This window comes from Chlamydia pneumoniae TW-183, from assembly GCF_000007205.1.
GTDB classification, from domain to species: domain Bacteria; phylum Chlamydiota; class Chlamydiia; order Chlamydiales; family Chlamydiaceae; genus Chlamydia; species Chlamydia pneumoniae.
The window spans coordinates 643,128-663,294 of sequence record NC_005043.1; the positions used below are offsets into that span (position 1 = coordinate 643,128).

Genomic DNA, 20,167 nt, shown 5'->3' on the forward strand with positions numbered 1-20,167 from the left:
TATCAGAAAGAAGTAGTTAATCAACAATGTTGTAAGTAGAAAATCGAAAAATCGAGAGCGAGTTAGTTAGATTCAGGAAAAATTTCAGTAGGAGGTTCGAAATTTGGAGCCTGATGTTCTTTCGGTTCAGCTCCTTTTAGTTTTTTAGCTGCTTGCTTACTCAGATACTCATTCTTATATCTTTCAATCTCAGATACGTGAATTACCCAAGCGGCTCCCTTACGCTCTCCTCGTATGGTTCCCGTACGAGTTGCATAGTAGACCTTCTGCACAGGTATTCCTAAAATCTGAGCAACCTGATTTATGGAGTAGCATCCTTTACCGTTATCGAAAACAAGCTCTCCTTGATAAAGAGATTTCTTTCGAGAGTAACGGTTACGTTTGTACTCTTCCAAATCTTTAATATCTATTTCCCAGCGCGTCTCTTTAGAAGCTTTTAGTTTTTTCTGCTTAATTGCCACATAAATTGCTTGCCTAGTGACGTTATGTAATTTAGCAGCTTGAGTGATCGAAACCCACTTTGTATCTGAGTCTTTGATATCCTCAATTTCTTCTCTTTCTTCTAATTCGTAGCATCCCTCATGTTGTTCGCACGCCATAAGCTAGCATCCCCTCCCCCTCAACATATTTACAATTAAAACAACCGTAACAGTTAGTTTCTTCCTTGTTTTTAGAAGTTTTTAAAGAAGCATTTTCCTAAAAAAAGCTTTATTAATCAAGCTTTTTTGTTAATACAAAGTTTATGTTTTCAGATTAAAATCTTAATAAATCGTAAGCAGGATTATGAATTATTAATATTTCTTTACGTTATAAAAAATAGGTATTCTTAAAAAAACACGCCCTGAATATCGCCAGGGACGTTTTTCTAATCATAACGTTTTTCTTAAGTAGACAAGACAAAATACCAAGAACCAACAAAATATCTACTCTTTTTCTTTTCCTGAACGAAGTATTTTTTTTTAATTTTCCTTATCGGTCAGCAGTTTACAGAAGCCAGGGATAAGGAAACTACAAAGATTTCTTTACTCTTTTAAAATAAAGCTCTCGATTTTTGATTTAAATCTGCGATGAACCTTAGGAAACTCATTTTTGGTTTAAAAGATGAGTTTCTAATTATCGAAATGTCTTTGAATATGACCTGCAACTTCTTTAATCACATCATCGGAAAGGATATGATCGTGTCTTAGACCGGTCTGAGCTACAGGGATTTTCTTCCCTGAACACTCTTCCAAGTTTTTAGGATCTAAAAATGGTGCTGCGAAGCACGTCTCTTTTTTGAACAATCCATCCCCGATAAGATTACCTTGGGAATCCTTGCCATAAATAAAGAGTTCTGGGCAATGCAAGTCCTTGCTTCTCTTTTCAGAATTAATATTCCAATGGGTAAGATTCGCCAGCCAAACTCCTAGACTTCCAATAAACTGTTTAGCAACGGCTCCTGTAGAGCGAGCTCCTCGATCTTTAACGACAAACCAACGGACGCTATCACTTCCGTCTGCGATCTCTTTACTTAATGCTTCGGCTTGAACACTAGCTCCTAAAGAATAGCCATAAGCAACGATTTGACGCGCCTGAGGTCCTGCGGGTTCATCTCTAAGATAGCGTACGCATGCTTGATAAGATTTGACTACATTGTTTCTTGTTATATTCCCTTGGCTCTTCATGACTCCTGGGTAATTGAAGATTAAAATGTTGGATTGAGACTCTTCAGCAATACGGAATATCCAGTCCTTTTCCCCTTGCAGCACTGTCCTATACTCTAAGCAATCGGAGTTTCCATTGGAGATTAACATCCATCGATCTGGCTTAGCATTGGGAAGACGTAACTCCAATCCGTCAATAAAGACCTCGTCATACTGTAAGCAAACCCTTCGCACAGAGGAGACATGATCTTGGAATGAAGCGGAGAAAAGACGCGCGGCGTAAGCTTGTCGCAATAAATTAGAGTCCCTGCATATGGGTCTAAAAATCCACCCTCCTGCACCAAGAAGAATAAAATTCTGACATATCTTCTGAAGGACCCAGAAAAGACCCAAGGGAATAAAGAAGATTAAGCCGAGAAGAAATTTCACAACACCCCATATGATCTCAAGAAGACGATAAAGGTAAGGATGAGCCTGTCGTTTCTCCCAAGAAGTTCTCGCCTGCTCCGAAGAAAACATGGCGATCGAAGGTTTAGGATGCATATCCAATATAGCTGCGTATTGTTCCCTTGCAATAGCTATTGACATTATTACCTTATAATTTCATGCAGAATGTAGTGAGCAAACTATTATAGTGGAAATTATTGAATAAACCAAAAACAAAAGCCGAGTTTATTTATATTAATATAAGTAATTATTTTAATAGAATCGACCTCGAACCATTAGATAGATAGGTGACGACCTTCATCTAGAAAAGAACATTCATTTATTATGATAATGAAGTAAATCTTTTACTTGCAATGAACAAAGAACCAATCGAATGAAAGTTAGCGGTCTTTTTTTAGTCTGAAAATCTAGGTTCTGAGGAAATACGGAAATCCCGGACCAGCAGGTGGATGACTCCCGATCCAGAAGTTTGGGACAAGCGGGGTGTGTAAGCAATCTCAAGAGGGTAATGCCAACTTGCTTTTAATGCATCAGCGTGTCTTCCCAGACCGAAGGCGACACCCTCAAGATTTCTTTCTTTTTGGCTTAAGTAGAGTTTGAGATGGTTTCCAGGCAATACTTTTGGATAGCGTACCTGGCGCACTTTTGAATAGAAGATAGGCATCAGATTCCCCTTCCCAAAAGGCTCGAATAGTTCCATAGAAGCTAGGAGATCATAATCTATAGCATCAAAATCCGCATAAGCATCAATTTCGAGATGAGGAAGTGTGTCACCCTTTTTAAGAGAAGAGTTCACGAGATGAACGAATTTTTTTTTAAAATCTTCGACTTTATCTTCCTTCATAATCACGCCTGCTGCAAAGTCGTGTCCGCCGTAAGATAAAAGGAGCGAGGAGCATTTCTTTAAGACTCCGAGTAGAGGAAATGACCCTATAGTTCTTGCTGATCCCTTTCCAATTCCTCGTTGGATAGCGATGATTACCACAGGTTTGTTATAAGTCTTAGCAAGACGCGCTGAGATAATAGGGATGACACGAGCATGCCATGCCGTGGATGAAAGAACTATAGCAGCCTGCTTTAAAATCTCAGGATTACTATTTAATATCTCTTGGACATCTTGAAATACCTCAGCTTCTATTCTTTGCCTTTCTCTATTTATATTATCTAGCTCCATAATTAGAGCATCTACACGTTCATCATCTTGGGTGAGTAAAAGTTCAACACCTTTTGCAGGGTCGTCCAACCGTCCCAAGCTATTGAGTTTTGGTGCGATCTTCAAGACAATATCTGTCGAAGTGACTTCGCTTTTTTCTACTCCACATAATGCGCAGAGTTTATTCAATCCGGGTCGCGCGCCTCTGGCAATTTCTTTAATCCCATAGCGCACCATAACACGGTTTTCCCCTAGCAAAACACCGACATCCGTGATGGTTCCTAATGTGACTAAATCGAGTAATTTTTTCAGGCTACCTTGACTCTTGGGGACAAGATTTCTGGATATCAGTGCGTTCAGTACTCCTCTTGCGAGCTTAAAAGCAACGCCTACGCCTGTGAGTTCTCGATTCGGGTAGGTATGATCCCGTAATTTAGGATTTAATGTAGCTACGCAGTGGGGAATTTTTCCTGTCGGCATGTGGTGATCTGTAATGATCACATCAATGCCTTGTCTTGTAATATCACTCACCTCTTTTCCTGCAGTAATTCCGCAATCTACGGTGATGAGGAGTGTAATTCCTTCCTCTTTCAACTTTGCAATGAGTGTGGAGGTCTCTCCATGTTGCTTGAGTATCGCACCAAGAAAGAAGTAGCTAACGTGGACATCAATATCTCTTAAAAATTCGACCAGGAGAGCGACGCCTGTCATGCCATCGACATCGCTATCTCCATAAATCATGACGTGTTCTTTACGATCTCTAGCCAGGAGCAGGCGTTCTACAGCCTTTGACATATCTAGGAAGAGTCCAGGATCATAAAGGCTCGACAGATGGCTGTATAAGAACTTATGGATTTCCTGAATCGTTTGGAATCCTCTTGAGATAAAAATCTGAGCCACTGTGGGAGGCAAGTGAAATTCTTTGATAATCATTCCAAGAAACGCAGGATCTTCCTTGGGATGAGCCCAGAGCAATCCTGCTGCAGAAGCATTATCTGAATTTGTCATAAATTTAATACCACAGGGGCCTTTGGGACTAAAGTCCCAAAGGAGATTTTTATATTGCTACACGTTAGATTAAGTTTAACGGTACTTATTTTGAGCGATTTTCTTTACGGACCATAAACAACAACAGAGGTGGTGCAATATAAAGAGACGATAAAGTTCCTAGAAGAATCCCTATGGTCATAATAAATGCAAAATTAAAGACAGAGGAGCCGCCTATAAACAAAAGCATTAACAAAACTGATAGAGTTGTAGCTGTTGTCATTACCGTGCGGCTGAACGTCTTTTGAAGGGCATCATTAACTAAAACATGCATAGGGGTAAACAGGTTCGCTTGGCGATCTTCACGAATACGATCAAAAATGATCAAAGTATTGTTTAATGAATACCCCAATACAGTCATTAAAGCACCAATGGCTTGCAAATCTATTTGAATTTTCTTCAAAAAGAAATGTGCTATAAACAAGACTGCACAGGTAGCCAAAAGGTCATGAATTAAAGCGCATACGGCACTGAAAGCATATTGCCATTCAAAGCGCAAACTCACATAGAGCAAGATGATTGCCAAAGCTCCTAAAAGCCCGATGGTCGCCTGATAACGCATTTTCTTCGATAGTTTGCTGCTTACCTTTGACCAAAAATTTTGCGTTTCGTTTAGAGTTTCCGTAGAGAAATCTAGGCCTGTTTCTGACAACAATCCCACAGCTAACGCCAGCTCATGATCGTTAATTTTAGGAGAGAGGCTCGTATCTGCTTTAGTATAGCTTAAAGCTTTATCACTAAAATAGATTTTGATCTTTTCTGAAGATCCAAATGTTTGAATACGGAAGTCTCTAGAAGAAAGACCAGCTTCCTGTAGTTTATGCACAACTTTGCCACGCATTTGAGCAACATCGCTGATGCCATGCTCTTTTGGATTAAAGGTAAAGGCATACCCTCCTTTAAAATCCATTCCCAAAACGGAATTCCAGGCTCCAAACCCGAGAGCAACGCAACCTAAAAGAAAAACACTTCCAGAAACAGCCCAAAGTTTTTTGCATCCTCTCAAGAAATCATGCTTTATCCCCACGAACTTATTCATCATATGCAACTGTGTATGTTGGGTCTTATTCATCCACAGCATGAAGAAAAATTTAGTCATGAAAAGAGCCGTAAACATTGAAGAGAAAATTCCTAAAATCAATGTCAAAGCAAACCCTTTAATAGGCCCTGTATCTAGGAAGAAAAGAAGTGCTGAGGCCAATACTGTAGTCAAGTTAGAATCAAAAATGGCTCCAAAAGCCTTGGTATATCCTTTTTCTACAGATTTTTTAAGACTTTGAGACAATAAAAATTCCTCTCGGATTCTTTCGAATACAAGAACATTTGCATCTACGGCCATCCCCATAGCAAGAACAATCCCAGCGAGTCCTGACAAGGTGAGTGGCGCATCCAAATACTGTAGAGCTGCCCAGATAAGCAAAAGATTCAGAAGAACAGCTCCCGAAGCGATGACGCCTCCAAATCTATAATATACGCTCATCAAAACAATAAGCATTGCCAAGCCACAGCATGCTGAGATAATGCCTTGTGTACATTGTTTTTTCCCAAGATCAGAAGAGATCGTCTCTTCACTGAGAACCTCGGGAACAAAAGACATCGCTCCAGATTTTAAATCTGAGGCGAGTTTGCTCACTTCACGGTGGGTAAATTTCCCTGAGACACTGGCATGATTTTTCAATGGGACGTTTAAAATAGGGCTGCTGACCATATAACCGTCAATCACTACAGCCATACGCCATCCACGGTTTGCAGAATATTGTCCATTAGCAGTGCCGCTGATCCCCTCCTGACAATATGCGGAAGTCCATGTGTGGAAACTCTCTGTAGGAGAAAGTTTCTCTGCCATTTTCTTAGGGCTTGTATCTTTGACTGAAAAATTTAAAACATAACCTTCCCCTGCAGCAAATTCTGGACGAATGTCTTTTAGGGAAGCTCCATCTAACGCATAATTTCTAAAAACAATGACTAAAGGATTTGCTTTTTGTTCTGCATCTTTTCCAATAGCAATCATAGAAAACGTCGTATCTAAATCTGTCGAAGGCGTTTCGCATCCTGAAGGAGAGAACGCCAACCCCTCACTTTTAAGCTTAGTAATGGCCTCATGGACACTTGGAGGCACATCGACTTCCTCATTAAATAAGGCGCTAGCGAAGGTATTGATTTCTTCGGGAGATGTCTTTCCTTGAGCTTGAGAGGTAAACCAAAGATAGTCTAAAAATCTTTGCACTTCGTAGCGGGAAGCGCTGTAAGAAGAGAACCTCTCATTCACCACATGGAAACTCATTTTTGAGGTCCCCAAGATCTCAGATGAGGAGATCGTAGAAGATCCTGGCACACTGAGATGAATGTAATCTCCCTCACGGCGAAGTTCGATTTCAGATACTCCAAGTTTATTTAATCGAGCACAGAGCTCATCCGAAACTTTAAGAATATCTTCCTTATCGGTGAGCTGCTTTCCCTGATGATCTTTAAAAGAGAGTAGCAGCTGACGCCCACCAACAAAATCAATACCAAGACGTAGTATGTTCTCCCCACGAGAAAATTTTCTCATGTTGAGTTTCATATTTTCTAAGAAAAGATTTTGATAAGGAATCGGAGCACTCAAACGTTCCTGAAGATCCATAGAACACTTTGCGTGTCGGTATTGCTCATGCCAACGCACTAAATCGCTTTGACGATTCTTCTCGATTTGGTTTACAGTTGCAAGGCGATCTTGAATGTCTTTAACTTCTAAAAAGGCACAGCCCTCTTTCCCTATGACAAATCCCTCACCCCATACATCTAGAAATTGCTGCAAGGGGTGCCGGATTTCTAAGACTTGATCTTCTCCTAGAGTCCAGGAAATCGCTTCTGTATGAGAAAAACAGTTATAGAGATTTTGTAGATCTTTTTCGAAACTTTGGAGTTCTTTACCCCCTCCCTGTTGATATTTCGCGACGATAGAACGGAGTCCTTTCAATAAGATGTAAACGGAGCCTTTAGAAAAGTGTTTGCAATCTGTATTGGGAGAAAAGATGTAACAGCCAAAAGCTTCGCTTTCTCTAGGTTGACGACAGAAAACAGGAAAATTTTCTGGAATCAGGTCACAAGATTCAGCTGCAGGCCTATGCAAAGTTAATGCCGTGAGATGTTCTGCGATTCCTTGGAGCAAACGCTCTCCCTGGAGAATAATCTTTCCCTGAGTATCTTTATCCATCCATTGGAAGGAAAATCCGTTGTTATAATCTTCTACTTGAACAGTTAAGTTCTTAGAGAGCTTTTGTTTTTCAACAGCCAAACGACTGTCAAAATCTAAGCGTTGTTCTTTAGACAAAGACGTACGCTGTGCTAACAAATCAGAATGTAGTGTCAGGAAAATTTTACGTTCCTTAGGGCAATACTCTATGGAACTAAAAAATAATGAGGACTCACTACAATCTAATCGAAGCCCTTCAATATAAGGGCAATCTAAACTACGAATGCATGCAGTTTGAGAAAGAGTTTCATATACACTCTTGAGTAGCTTTTGATCTTCAACATCGATTGCTGCGTCGTTTGACAACGAAGACAGGCGTGATAAAAACGCAAGTCTATCTTGGTTGGAAGAAAAGGACTGTTGGCAAAACGCTGAAAGTCGCGAAGAAAAAACCTCAAATCCTGAAGAAAGGTTCTTGGCATACTGTAACAATTGTTCTTTAGGTGCCGTTTCCCAGATAGAGGGGTAACTACAAGAACAGTCTTTTTGTTTCGGAAAAGTACATGCAGAATAGACTCGTTGCAAAATACTTGAGGCCATCTCCTGTTCATTTTCGGAAGAATAGGAAACAAAAGAAAAATCACTTTCTACTAAGGAAGTATTTATAGAGCTTGCTACTTGTATTACATGGTCGTCGTGTTCTCGACTATAGCCAACCACATGGAGTCTTGCAGACTTTATGGGAACGTTAGGCTCTCCATGAACGAGGTTCCCGATAAAGTCCTCTGCATCTTCACCTCTTTTAAAACGCACACTGACAATATCTGGAATCGCAGGATGTTGTTGTATGTGCCCACGTAAATGTAGGGACGAAAGGATCGCTGAGACGCGAGGAATGACATCCTTACGAACTTGCTGGGCCTGCTTGGTAAAAGATTTGATTATATGTTCGGCTTCGTTTCCATCTATTTTCTTATCCAGAGGTTTGGCGTAATATAAACATGTAGGCAAAACGTAATACAAAGCCAAAGCAAACACGCAAATAATGATAGCGAAGTTTCGCTTAACCTTCTGTTTCATTGCACCGCTCTACTTTTTATTAGGAAATATTAAAACCAAAATACCAGTTGAAAAAAAAATCGTCAAACGAAGAGGAGCCCTCCACCTTCAAAGAGAGCTCTTTATTCTGTATCTTTTACAAAATACTATTTTTAATTTTCCTAAAATCTCTATCTCAAAAGGGTCAAATTCAATAAAAACTAGGCAAAAGTATAGCTCTCTTGTTCGCCAACAAAACCAGAAAGCGAAATAGGAGTTACACTATGCGGGGTTGAGGAGTGATGAGGGGAAAAATACAGTGAGGTTGGGCTTGTGGGATCTGTGAAAATAAACTTTATCCGAATGGAATCTTGTTTCTCTTCTCTCATTCGTTTTGCCACCTGCTCTGCAGAGTAGAGGAAAGCGGCTTGTGAGAGCAGTTTTAGGTTTTCCTGTTCCTCTTTAGGGAGTGCATCAGGAACTCCAAGGATAGGAGTGAGTACGTAGATCGTATGTTTTTTCACTATATTAGGATCGCCGATTTGATCTAACACAGTAAAAAATGCTTTAGTATAGGCATCGATATAACATCTTCCCTGAGGTTCCTGGGCTGCGTCAGAAATATTTACATAAATCGCGCTTTTAGGATGCGTGCGGTCACTAGCTTGGTCTTCTGAGCTCCAGGAAATGACTTTAGGATCCAAATATTGCTGTTCCTCTCTTTGGATTTCAGAGAGCAACGAAGACACTACAGAAGGATCTATAGCAAAAGTTTTGCGTGATAAGGAGCTTTTTTCGATCCCCTGTCTTAATGCGATCTGATCCATTTCTTGGATCAGAAAGATACTGGTATTTCTATCGGATTTTTTCTGGAATATCTTAGTAACGATCTCCTGGGAGCCTTCGCAGATCTCTACTTGGGGACAGCCTGGATGATAGTAGCATCCGGGTCGTATTTTTTTCCAAGACTGCAAGAGAGAGAGGCATCCTAACCAATTTATAGGTTTTTCAAAGACCTTAGTTTCTCGAAATAGAGGACGCTCGAATCGTGACCATCCCTTAGAGTATTGTAAGTACGCAAACCCTAAAAGAACCAATCCCAGAATCATAAGACCTATGCACGGGAAAATGGTTTGACATACCCCAGCAGCGAAGGCAGCACATCCTAACAACGCCAAACCAAAACAAGCTAAAACACCGCCCAGTATTTTCTTCGGCAGGTTTTGTGCATTGGGGACGTAGTGGACATTGCCTCCTCCGCGCCACCAAATGACCATTTGAGTGGGAATCAAATCTGAAATGGATATGCGAGGAAATTTCATACTACGAAGCATCCTTTTAGAATTTCTTTTTATTTTTAATAAAAAACTAGAATCGAATAGAATTGCACTAATATTAACAAAACAAAAAATTAAAAAACAAAAGAGTTTGTTTCAAAATTTTCATTGAAAAATAAAAAGAACACTAAAATTGTTTCGACTTTGAAAAAATGAATGTCAACTTGTCAAGATATTCTAGTTTCTTCTACTATGCAACCTAATATTTTCTACTCCTTTGCTCGTCATGAGTAAGCCGAGTATACTTAGATTAGGAGGATGCCTAAGAAGCCCTTGTATTCATTTGAAGTAAGAACTCTCAAAAATTTTCTTCTTGAGACACCGATCTGCTTAGAGAATAGAATACAGCCTCTCCCTACTGGGATGGCTGGGGAAAAATCCTTTGTGATTTTTGTCTTAGGTAAGTGAACGAATTCTCCTTTCTTAAAAATAGGTTCGAAACGTTGTTCCTGAGAACGAATTGTGACTTACGCCCTAATAAATGATCCTGTAGACTTGTCTTTAGCTACCAACAACGCTGAATCCAAGTTCCCCTCTCTACAGCGCCTTCCCAACCATGTTGCTATCATTATGGACGGCAATCGCCGATGGTACAAAAAGCATAGGGAGGAGTGCGGCCACACACACACGTCAGGTCATTATTATGGCGCTAAAGTCCTTCCAAATATTTTAAATGCGGTTCTTGATTTAGGAATTAAAGTTCTTACTCTCTATACGTTTTCAACAGAAAATTTTGGGAGACCAAAAGAGGAAATTCAAGAAATATTTAATATTTTCTATACTCAGTTAGACAAGCAACTTCCTTATCTAATGGAAAATGAAATCTGCTTACGTTGTATAGGAGACCTTTCCAAGCTCCCTAAAGGCATCCAAACGAAAATCAACCATGTGAGTCGCATGACGGCATCGTTCTCGCGTTTAGAGCTCGTATTAGCTGTCAACTACGGTGGCAAAGATGAGTTAGTCCGTGCATTTAAAAAATTACATGTTGATATTCTAAATAAAAAAATATCTTCTGACGACCTTTCAGAATCTTTGATTAGCTCATACTTAGATACTTCAGGACTTACGGACCCCGACTTACTTATCCGTACAGGGGGTGAAATGCGTGTCAGTAATTTCTTATTGTGGCAAATAGCATATACAGAACTATATATCACGGATACCTTGTGGCCAGATTTTACGCCTCAAGATTTGTTTGAAGCGATTAACGTATACCAGCAAAGATCAAGACGAGGGGGGAAATAGGTGCTTAATTCAAATAAGTTTAAATCGAAGACCGGTGCATACGGTGATTTATTTCAGCGTGTTGTTGTTCATTCGTTAGTACTTACATTTTTGGTTCTTCTTCTCTATAGTTCCCTATTTCCCTTAACTTCTTTTGCTCTAGGGTTTATTACCGCGACTTGTGGCGCTGTAGGAACTTATGAGTACTCCTCAATGGCGAAAGCCAAGATGCACTATCCATTAAGCACGTTTAGTGCGATCGGATCTTTTTTATTTTTAGCATTAAGTTTTCTTTCCATTCGTTGGGGACACAGTCTCCCAGGATTCTTCGATGCTCTTCCTTGGACCTTGCTTATTGTTTGGGTCGTGTGGAGTATCTTTAGAGTTCGAAAATCTACAATCGGCGCTTTACAGCTATCAGGAGTCACTCTCTTTTCTATTTTGTATGTAGGGATTCCGATACGTTTATTCTTACATGTCCTTTATAGCTTTATTCATACCCAAGAACCCTATCTTGGAATTTGGTGGGCTTCTTTTCTTATTGCCACAACTAAAGGTGCGGATATCTTCGGTTATTTCTTCGGTAAAGCCTTTGGGAATAAGAAAATCGCCCCACAAATTAGCCCTAACAAAACTGTTGTAGGTTTTGTTGCAGGGTGTTTGGGAGCCACGCTCATTAGTTTTATTTTCTTTCTACAGATTCCCACGAGGTTTGCGAGTTACTTCCCGATGCCTGCGATTTTAATTCCTTTAGGTCTTGCTTTAGGAATCACAGGATTTTTTGGAGATATTATTGAATCCATATTTAAGCGTGATGCTCATTTGAAAAATAGCAACAAGCTCAAGGCTGTGGGTGGTATGCTGGATACCTTAGACTCACTGCTCCTGTCCACGCCGATTGCTTACTTATTTTTGCTCATAACCCAATCTAAAGAGTTTATTGGATGATTATCACTATTGATGGGCCTTCAGGAACAGGAAAAAGCACAACAGCGAAAGCTTTAGCCGACCATCTTCATTTCAATTACTGTAATACAGGGAAGATGTATCGCACTTTAGCCTATGCTCGTTTACAATCTCCCTGGGCGACGCTTCCTTTAACTAAATTTTTAGAAGAGCCTCCTTTTTCTTTTACCTTTGCTACAGGCCAACCTTTAGAGTCGTTTTTTAATGGTCATCTTCTTACCTCTGAATTAACAACTCAAGAAGTTGCGAACGCAGCATCGGAGCTCTCTCAACTTCCAGAAGTTCGTGCATTCATGCAAGATTTGCAACGACGCTATGCTCAGCTTGGCAACTGTGTATTTGAAGGAAGGGATATGGGATCCAAAGTCTTTCCCAACGCAGATTTAAAAATTTTTCTAACTTCAAGTCCTGAAGTTCGTGCGCAACGGCGTTTAAAAGACCTTCCTGAAGGGACTCTTTCTCCTGAGCAATTGCAAGCAGAGCTTGTCAAACGTGATGCTGCAGATGCACAACGCGCTCACGATCCCCTAGTCATCCCTGAAAATGGAATTGTAATTGACTCTTCGGATTTGACAATAAGACAAGTTCTGGAGAAAATTTTAGCTTTACTATTTCGAAACGAGCTATGATTTTCCGCATTTGTAAATTTTTCACGTGGGTAGCTTTTTCTCTTTTCTATAAGCTAAAAGTTTATGGAGTGAAAAAAAATTTTATTAAAGGTCCTGCTATTATTGCAGTAAACCATAATTCTTTTTTAGACCCCATAGCATTGCACATGTGTGTCCATGAGTGTATTTATCACCTAGCACGGGCCTCTTTATTTAATATCCCCTGGTTATGGAAGCAATGGGGGTGTTTTCCCGTGCGTCAAGACGAAGGAAACTCTGCGGCATTTAAAATTGCCTCTCGGCTCTTTAATAAACGAAAGAAGTTAGTGATCTATCCAGAGGGGGCTCGAAGCCCTGACGGTCAACTCCAGCCTGGCAAGGTCGGTATTGGTATGATGGCTGCAAAATCTAGAGTTCCGATCATCCCTGTCTATATTAGGGGAACTTTTGAAGCTTTTAACCGTCATCAAAAAATTCCTCATGTTTGGAAAACGATCACGTGTGTTTTCGGTACTCCCATGTATTTTGATGATATTATTCAAAATCCCGAGATCAAAAATAAAGAAACCTATCAGATCATCACGAATCAAACTATGAACAAAATTGCCGAGCTCAAAGCATGGTATGAATCGGGGTGCAAAGGAGACGTCCCCTAAACTTATGTCGACATTACTTTCTATCTTATCTGTGATATGTTCTCAGGCAATAGCAAAGGCATTTCCTAATCTAGAAGATTGGGCTCCAGAAATTACCCCGTCTACAAAAGAACATTTTGGCCATTATCAATGTAACGATGCGATGAAATTGGCTCGTGTTTTAAAAAAAGCTCCGAGGGCTATTGCTGAGGCCATAGTAGCTGAGCTTCCTCAAGAGCCTTTTTCTTTAATTGAAATTGCTGGAGCAGGATTTATAAACTTTACCTTCTCTCCAGTATTTCTAAATCAACAGCTAGAACATTTCAAGGACGCTCTAAAATTAGGATTTCAAGTTTCCCAACCTAAAAAAATTATCATTGATTTTTCCTCTCCAAATATTGCTAAAGACATGCATGTTGGGCATTTACGCTCTACAATTATTGGGGATAGCCTTGCTAGGATCTTCTCCTATGTAGGTCATGATGTACTTAGACTCAATCATATCGGAGATTGGGGAACTGCATTTGGGATGTTGATCACCTATTTGCAAGAAAATCCCTGTGACTATAGTGATCTTGAGGATCTTACGAGTCTTTATAAGAAGGCCTATGTCTGCTTTACTAATGACGAAGAGTTTAAAAAACGCTCCCAACAGAATGTGGTAGCATTACAGGCTAAGGATCCGCAAGCCATTGCTATTTGGGAGAAGATCTGTGAGACTTCGGAAAAAGCCTTCCAGAAAATCTATGATATTTTGGACATCGTGGTTGAAAAACGCGGAGAATCTTTCTATAACCCTTTCCTTCCTGAAATTATCGAAGATCTAGAGAAGAAAGGCCTTCTCACTGTTTCCAACGATGCTAAATGTGTATTTCATGAAGCCTTTTCGATTCCTTTTATGGTTCAAAAAAGTGATGGGGGCTACAACTACGCCACCACAGATCTTGCTGCGATGCGCTATCGCATAGAGGAAGATCATGCCGATAAGATCATCATTGTTACTGACTTAGGTCAGTCTCTACATTTCCAACTCCTTGAGGCTACAGCAATTGCTGCGGGCTATCTACAACCCGGAATATTTTCTCATGTAGGCTTTGGCCTTGTCTTAGATCCTCAAGGGAAGAAACTTAAAACCCGCTCTGGAGAAAACGTAAAGCTCCGAGAGCTTCTAGATACTGCTATTGAAAAAGCTGAAGAAGCATTGCGAGAACATCGACCCGAACTTACGGATGAGGCAATCCAAGAAAGAGCTCCCGTCATTGGAATCAACGCTATAAAATACAGTGATCTCTCTTCCCATCGCACTAGCGACTATGTCTTTTCTTTTGAAAAGATGCTCCGCTTCGAAGGAAACACCGCCATGTTTCTACTGTATGCCTACGTGCGAATCCAAGGAATTAAACGTCGTTTAGGAATTTCTCAGCTGTCATTAGAGGGACCTCCGGAGATTCAAGAACCTGCTGAAGAGTTGCTTGCATTAACTTTGCTACGCTTCCCCGAAGCTTTAGAGAGCACAATTAAAGAGTTGTGTCCTCATTTTCTTACAGATTATCTTTATAATCTCACCCATAAATTCAATGGGTTCTTCCGTGACAGCCATATCCAAGACTCCCCTTATGCTAAGTCTAGACTGTTTCTATGTGCTCTAGCTGAACAAGTCTTGGCTACAGGGATGCATCTCTTAGGGCTAAAGACTTTGGAGAGGTTGTAAGTTCTTCCTGTTCCATATCAAAGATCTGAATTTTAGCTCCGAGGCTTCTGAGCTTGCCTACCCAATTTGTATATCCACGATCTAGAAGATGAGTGTTCTCAATAATAGAGCCTCCTCCTTCTGCAATCAGTGCTGCCATGACATAGGCAAATCCTGCTCGTAAATCTGGAATGACTAAATGCGAGGCCCATAAAGGCGTCGCCCCATGAATCACAGCGCTGTGAGGAAAATTCCCGATAGCATAACGACATGCCTTGGTACTTAAGCACTGATGAAAAAGCTGACACTCAGCTCCCATGTGCTGAAGACCATGAAGGTAGCCGAGGCGATTTTCATGGACAGTCTCATGGATTACTGAAGATCCCTGAGCCTGTGATAGTAGAACTGCGAAGGGTTGTTGCCAGTCCGTCAGGAACCCTGGATGAACATCGGTTTCCAAGACAACACCTCCCACCAAGGGGCGTTCTTGAAAAAATTCTATTCCCGACTCGGAGACCAAAAATCCTCCGCCTATGGAGCGCAACATCTTGAGGAAGGGAATCAGAAGTTCTTGTTTAGCATTTCGGACGAAAACACGTCCTCCAGAGACAACCGCGGCCATTCCAAAAGAGGCTGCTTCAATCTTATCTGGAAGGATGGTGTGGTCTACAGAGCCGAGACCTCCAGTGCCAAAAATATCTATCGTACGATCATTATCGGTAGTGATATCCGCCCCTGCCTTTTGCAAAAAGAGCACCAAATCTAAGATTTCAGCTTCGAGAGCTACATTTTTTATAACCGTTCTTCCTTTAGCATGAATTGCTGCGAGTATGAGATTTTCTGTAGCCCCTACAGAAGGATAGGGTAGATGAATATAATTCCCTTTAAGACCTCGAGGAGCCTTTGCGTAGTATCCCGAACTATCAGAGGAAATCTGCACACCAAGTTGTTTTAACCCTTCAAAATGAAAGTTTAAGGTCCTTTCTCCTATAGCATCTCCCCCCACAGTGGGAACATAGACACCTTCAGGGCAACGCCCTAACAGCGCTCCTAATAAAAGGATGGGGATCCTATTGACATTTGAAAATGTGGGAGGAACTCTTGTGCATTGTATTTCGGGAGTATAGATTTCCAAAACCTCTGTTTCCTTATCCCAAGAAACATGTGCTCCTAGCGACTTGCATAACTCTACAGTTAAGGAAACATCTCCTATATCGGGGACATTCCGCAGTGTGCACTTCTGATCAGAAAGTAAAGAAGCAACAAGCAGCTTAGTTGCAGCATTTTTTGCTCCTGAAACTTTTACCTCACCATTAAGTCTACCACAACCAAATACTTGAGCAATCTGCATTCTCCGTTCCCCTTTGGCATCAAAATCACTAAAAGAAACGTTAACCTTCTCGAAGGTTTATTGCCATTCAAACTTTTTCCTTAGATCAAAGTTCCTTAATTCAAAATGATTAAAATATTAAAACAATATTACTTTGATCTTTTAAAAACAAAAACAGAGATAAATATAATTAATATTATTTAAAATATAATTAATAGAATTAAAAATTATTTATTTCTCAAAATAGATTATGGCAGCTCCTATCAACCAACCATCGACAACGACTCAGATAACTCAAACTGGGCAGACTACAACGACAACAACGGTAGGATCATTAGGAGAGCATTCTGTTACAACAACAGGATCTGGGGCAGCAGCACAAACATCTCAGACAGTAACTCTAATTGCAGATCACGAAATGCAAGAAATTGCAAGTCAAGATGGATCCGCGGTAAGCTTTTCTGCTGAGCACTCTTTTTCTACCCTCCCTCCAGAGACTGGAAGTGTTGGAGCTACAGCACAATCCGCTCAATCTGCGGGGCTATTTTCATTATCAGGTCGTACACAAAGAAGAGATTCGGAGATTTCTTCCTCTTCTGACGGCAGTTCGATATCTAGAACTAGCTCAAACGCATCTTCTGGAGAAACAAGCAGAGCTGAAAGTAGTCCTGATCTAGGCGACTTGGATAGCTTATCAGGAAGCGAGCGCGCTGAAGGAGCCGAAGGACCTGAAGGACCTGGAGGCTTACCTGAAAGTACGATTCCACATTATGATCCTACCGATAAAGCGTCTATTTTGAACTTCTTGAAAAATCCTGCAGTTCAGCAGAAAATGCAGACCAAAGGAGGCCACTTTGTTTATGTAGATGAAGCCAGAAGTAGTTTCATTTTTGTCCGCAATGGTGACTGGTCAACTGCTGAGTCTATAAAAGTTTCTAATGCAAAAACCAAAGAAAATATTACTAAGCCTGCGGACTTAGAAATGTGCATCGCTAAATTCTGTGTGGGATATGAAACCATCCACTCGGATTGGACGGGACGCGTAAAACCTACAATGGAAGAGCGCTCGGGAGCCACAGGAAATTACAATCATCTGATGCTCAGCATGAAATTTAAAACTGCTGTAGTCTACGGTCCTTGGAATGCTAAAGAATCTAGTAGTGGATATACACCCTCTGCATGGCGTCGTGGAGCAAAAGTAGAAACAGGTCCGATTTGGGATGATGTTGGGGGCTTGAAAGGCATTAACTGGAAAACGACCCCAGCTCCAGACTTCTCCTTTATAAATGAAACTCCAGGTGGAGGGGCTCACTCGACGTCTCATACAGGTCCTGGCACTCCAGTAGGAGCTACTGTGGTTCCTAATGTGAATGTCAACTTGGGAGGCATTAAGGTTGATCTGGGTGGCATCAATTTAGGTGGAATTACAACGAATGTCACTACAGAAGAAGGTGGTGGAACCAACATAACATCTACGAAATCCACATCTACTGATGATAAAGTCTCAATAACATCTACAGGATCTCAAAGTACGATCGAAGAAGACACTATACAATTTGACGATCCTGGTCAGGGAGAGGATGATAACGCAATTCCCGGCACAAACACACCTCCTCCTCCAGGTCCTCCGCCAAATCTAAGCAGTTCTCGCTTGCTGACTATTTCGAATGCGTCCTTGAACCAAGTCTTACAGAATGTCCGACAACATCTGAATACGGCTTATGATTCGAATGGTAATTCAGTCTCAGATCTCAATCAGGATTTAGGCCAGGTAGTAAAAAACAGTGAAAACGGAGTGAACTTCCCTACTGTGATTCTTCCTAAAACTACTGGCGATACAGATCCATCCGGTCAAGCAACCGGAGGAGTCACTGAGGGCGGCGGTCATATCCGTAATATTATCCAAAGGAATACACAATCTACGGGGCAAAGTGAAGGAGCAACACCTACACCTCAACCTACTATAGCAAAGATAGTGACTTCCCTGAGAAAAGCAAATGTAAGTTCCAGCTCTGTGCTACCACAACCACAAGTAGCTACGACGATCACCCCTCAAGCGAGAACGGCCAGTACATCTACAACGAGCATAGGAACCGGGACAGAAAGCACATCTACAACAAGTACGGGAACGGGAACAGGAAGTGTCTCCACACAAAGTACTGGCGTAGGGACACCAACTACGACGACTCGATCTACAGGAACTTCGGCGACAACCACAACATCATCAGCTTCGACACAAACACCCCAAGCGCCTCTTCCCTCTGGGACCAGGCATGTTGCTACAATCTCCTTAGTGCGTAATGCTGCAGGAAGGTCTATTGTATTACAACAAGGGGGTCGATCTCAAAGCTTCCCGATCCCTCCCTCAGGGACTGGAACACAGAATATGGGGGCACAATTGTGGGCTGCAGCAAGTCAAGTTGCTTCCACTTTAGGCCAGGTCGTGAATCAAGCAGCTACAGCAGGTTCTCAACCCTCCTCTCGTAGATCTTCCCCAACAAGTCCACGAAGAAAATAGCTCTTCGTAATCTAGTTGAGAAAGGCAAGTCCGTAGAAGTGAATAGCTAAAATACGAGGTCCTGAAACTTAGGACATGTTGTGGTAGACGTCATCCACATCTTCGATTTGCTCTAGCCAATCAATAAGAGCTAAGTTTGCCTCGCCATCTTTCTCATCACAATCTACTAGACGCAAGGGAAGATAAATCAACCTGTCTTCACTACAAGTCGCACCCTGACTGATAAGTTTCTCTTTAACGGAGGCAAGTTCACTTGGAGCACAGATCACTAAGAAGTTTTCTTCATCTTCGGTATCGAGATCCTCAGCTCCTGCTTCTATAGCATAAGAAAATATTACTTCTTCATCTATAGAGCTCTTAGCGACAGTACACGCCCCTTTCCTTGCAAAATTATAAAGTACGCTTCCAGGTTCTACAAGAGAACCTCCACGTTTATTTATAGCAATGCGCATATCAGAAGCCGTACGGTTCTTGTTATCCGTCATTGCTTCCACAATAATTCCCACTCCCCCATGACCATACAGCTCATAGGTAACCTCTTCAAAGTTCTTTTGCTCTGCAGAAGTTGCTTTCTTCAAATTCCTTTCGATATTCTCATTAGGGATATTATTTTCCTTAGCTTTCTGTATCACCATACGTAATCGCGCATTGGACTTAGGGTCAGCTCCCCCTAATTTAACAGCTGAAATCAACTCTTTAATAATACGAGAAAAAATCTTGCCTTTTTTATGATCTGCTCTTTCCTTGCGATGTTTCGTATTGGCCCACTTACTATGCCCTGCCATATCCTCCACCTACTCTTTTTTTATACCCTCGCAATAAATAAGCGTTTGCCTTTTCCCAAGCAACAGCACGATCATACAAGGGGAAACGTTGTTCGTATTCTTTAAACTTTTTACCATGAAAAATCGAACGCCCCGATAGAGAATACTCTCTAGGGACTACACTATGAACCATTTCATGATACACAAGATATTCCATAAAAAATCTTGGGATTTCCTGCCGATCTAAAGAACGATGAATTCGAATTAACTGTTCATTTTCATGAAACAATCCCAAGACAACACTCTTGCCTTTTCTGGTAGCTTTCCTTCCGAACCAACCAATCTGTAAACGCAGTGCACCTTGAAATAACTGCGCATTCAATTCCTCATAGATCTCCTGCAAATCATAGATCTTTCCCGGACAGTAGTCTACTGGGAATGAAGGACGAGCAAGAACCCTGTGCGAAGATAGGAACGTCTTTTTACGACATGGGAAGCGAAATACCCTATAGAGATACTTGCTCAGATAACGTTGGAAATTATGAAGTACTGTTTCAACCATAACGATAGGATGTCTAAAACCTCTTTC

At 41.1% G+C, this 20,167-nt stretch carries 14 protein-coding genes; 6 read left to right on the plus strand and 8 right to left on the minus strand.

Annotated features, from left to right (window positions below; translation table 11 throughout):
• Window positions 1-62 precede the first annotated feature (62 nt).
• The 5 genes from CPB_RS02850 to CPB_RS02870 form a co-directional block, all read right to left on the minus strand.
• Complete coding sequence (locus tag CPB_RS02850; protein ID WP_010883199.1) at window positions 63-599, minus strand: helix-turn-helix domain-containing protein; 537 nt, start codon at window positions 597-599, stop codon at window positions 63-65.
• A 510-nt stretch (window positions 600-1,109) separates the two neighbouring features.
• Complete coding sequence (locus tag CPB_RS02855; protein ID WP_010883200.1) at window positions 1,110-2,231, minus strand: CPn0927/CPn0928 family alpha/beta hydrolase fold protein; 1,122 nt, start codon at window positions 2,229-2,231, stop codon at window positions 1,110-1,112.
• A 253-nt stretch (window positions 2,232-2,484) separates the two neighbouring features.
• Window positions 2,485-4,251: a single-stranded-DNA-specific exonuclease RecJ gene (gene recJ, locus CPB_RS02860; protein ID WP_010883201.1), complete on the minus strand. Its 1,767-nt coding sequence runs from the start codon at window positions 4,249-4,251 to the stop codon at window positions 2,485-2,487.
• 85 nt (window positions 4,252-4,336) lie between these two features.
• On the minus strand, window positions 4,337-8,545 hold the full coding sequence (locus tag CPB_RS02865) for a protein translocase subunit SecDF (RefSeq protein WP_010883202.1): 4,209 nt from the start codon (window positions 8,543-8,545) through the stop codon (window positions 4,337-4,339).
• A 179-nt stretch (window positions 8,546-8,724) separates the two neighbouring features.
• Window positions 8,725-9,825: a phage holin family protein gene (locus tag CPB_RS02870; protein WP_010883203.1), complete on the minus strand. Its 1,101-nt coding sequence runs from the start codon at window positions 9,823-9,825 to the stop codon at window positions 8,725-8,727.
• Between the two features lie 510 nt (window positions 9,826-10,335).
• Here CPB_RS02870 and CPB_RS02875 point away from each other — a divergent pair.
• The 5 genes from CPB_RS02875 to argS are packed head-to-tail and all read left to right on the plus strand — an operon-like array spanning window position 10,336 to window position 14,987.
• Complete coding sequence (locus CPB_RS02875; RefSeq protein WP_010883204.1) at window positions 10,336-11,088, plus strand: isoprenyl transferase; 753 nt, start codon at window positions 10,336-10,338, stop codon at window positions 11,086-11,088.
• Window positions 11,089-12,015 (plus strand): phosphatidate cytidylyltransferase, encoded by a 927-nt coding sequence (locus CPB_RS02880; protein WP_010883205.1) that lies wholly within the window; start codon window positions 11,089-11,091, stop codon window positions 12,013-12,015.
• A complete protein-coding gene (gene cmk / locus CPB_RS02885; protein WP_010883206.1) occupies window positions 12,012-12,662 on the plus strand; it encodes a (d)CMP kinase in 651 nt (216 codons plus the stop codon). The genes CPB_RS02880 and cmk overlap by 4 nt, the downstream gene beginning before the upstream one ends.
• Window positions 12,659-13,297 carry a lysophospholipid acyltransferase family protein gene (locus CPB_RS02890; protein WP_010883207.1) on the plus strand — a complete coding sequence of 213 codons (639 nt, stop codon included), beginning with the start codon at window positions 12,659-12,661 and terminating at the stop codon, window positions 13,295-13,297. Before cmk ends, CPB_RS02890 begins: the two co-directional genes overlap by 4 nt.
• Before the next feature lie 4 nt (window positions 13,298-13,301).
• Entirely contained in the window at window positions 13,302-14,987 is a 1,686-nt protein-coding gene (gene argS, locus CPB_RS02895) for an arginine--tRNA ligase (RefSeq protein ID WP_010883208.1), read from the plus strand.
• On the opposite strand, the gene murA is transcribed toward argS, so the two are convergent.
• On the minus strand, window positions 14,941-16,317 hold the full coding sequence (gene murA / locus CPB_RS02900; RefSeq protein ID WP_010883209.1) for a UDP-N-acetylglucosamine 1-carboxyvinyltransferase: 1,377 nt from the start codon (window positions 16,315-16,317) through the stop codon (window positions 14,941-14,943). The genes argS and murA overlap by 47 nt on opposite strands.
• 229 nt (window positions 16,318-16,546) lie before the next feature.
• Between murA and tarP the strand changes: the two genes are divergently transcribed.
• Window positions 16,547-18,814, plus strand: a complete 2,268-nt coding sequence (gene tarP, locus CPB_RS02905; protein ID WP_010883210.1) for a type III secretion system actin-recruiting effector Tarp — start codon at window positions 16,547-16,549, stop codon at window positions 18,812-18,814.
• Between the two features lie 68 nt (window positions 18,815-18,882).
• Here tarP and CPB_RS02910 read toward each other — a convergent pair whose 3' ends face one another.
• Both CPB_RS02910 and CPB_RS02915 read right to left on the minus strand, forming a co-directional pair.
• The gene (locus tag CPB_RS02910) at window positions 18,883-19,599 is read right to left on the minus strand and encodes a YebC/PmpR family DNA-binding transcriptional regulator (protein WP_010883211.1); all 717 of its coding nucleotides are present in this window, start codon (window positions 19,597-19,599) and stop codon (window positions 18,883-18,885) included.
• On the minus strand, window positions 19,586-20,140 hold the full coding sequence (locus tag CPB_RS02915) for a SprT-like domain-containing protein (RefSeq protein ID WP_010883212.1): 555 nt from the start codon (window positions 20,138-20,140) through the stop codon (window positions 19,586-19,588). Before CPB_RS02915 ends, CPB_RS02910 begins: the two co-directional genes overlap by 14 nt.
• Between the last annotated feature and the right edge of the window lie 27 nt (window positions 20,141-20,167).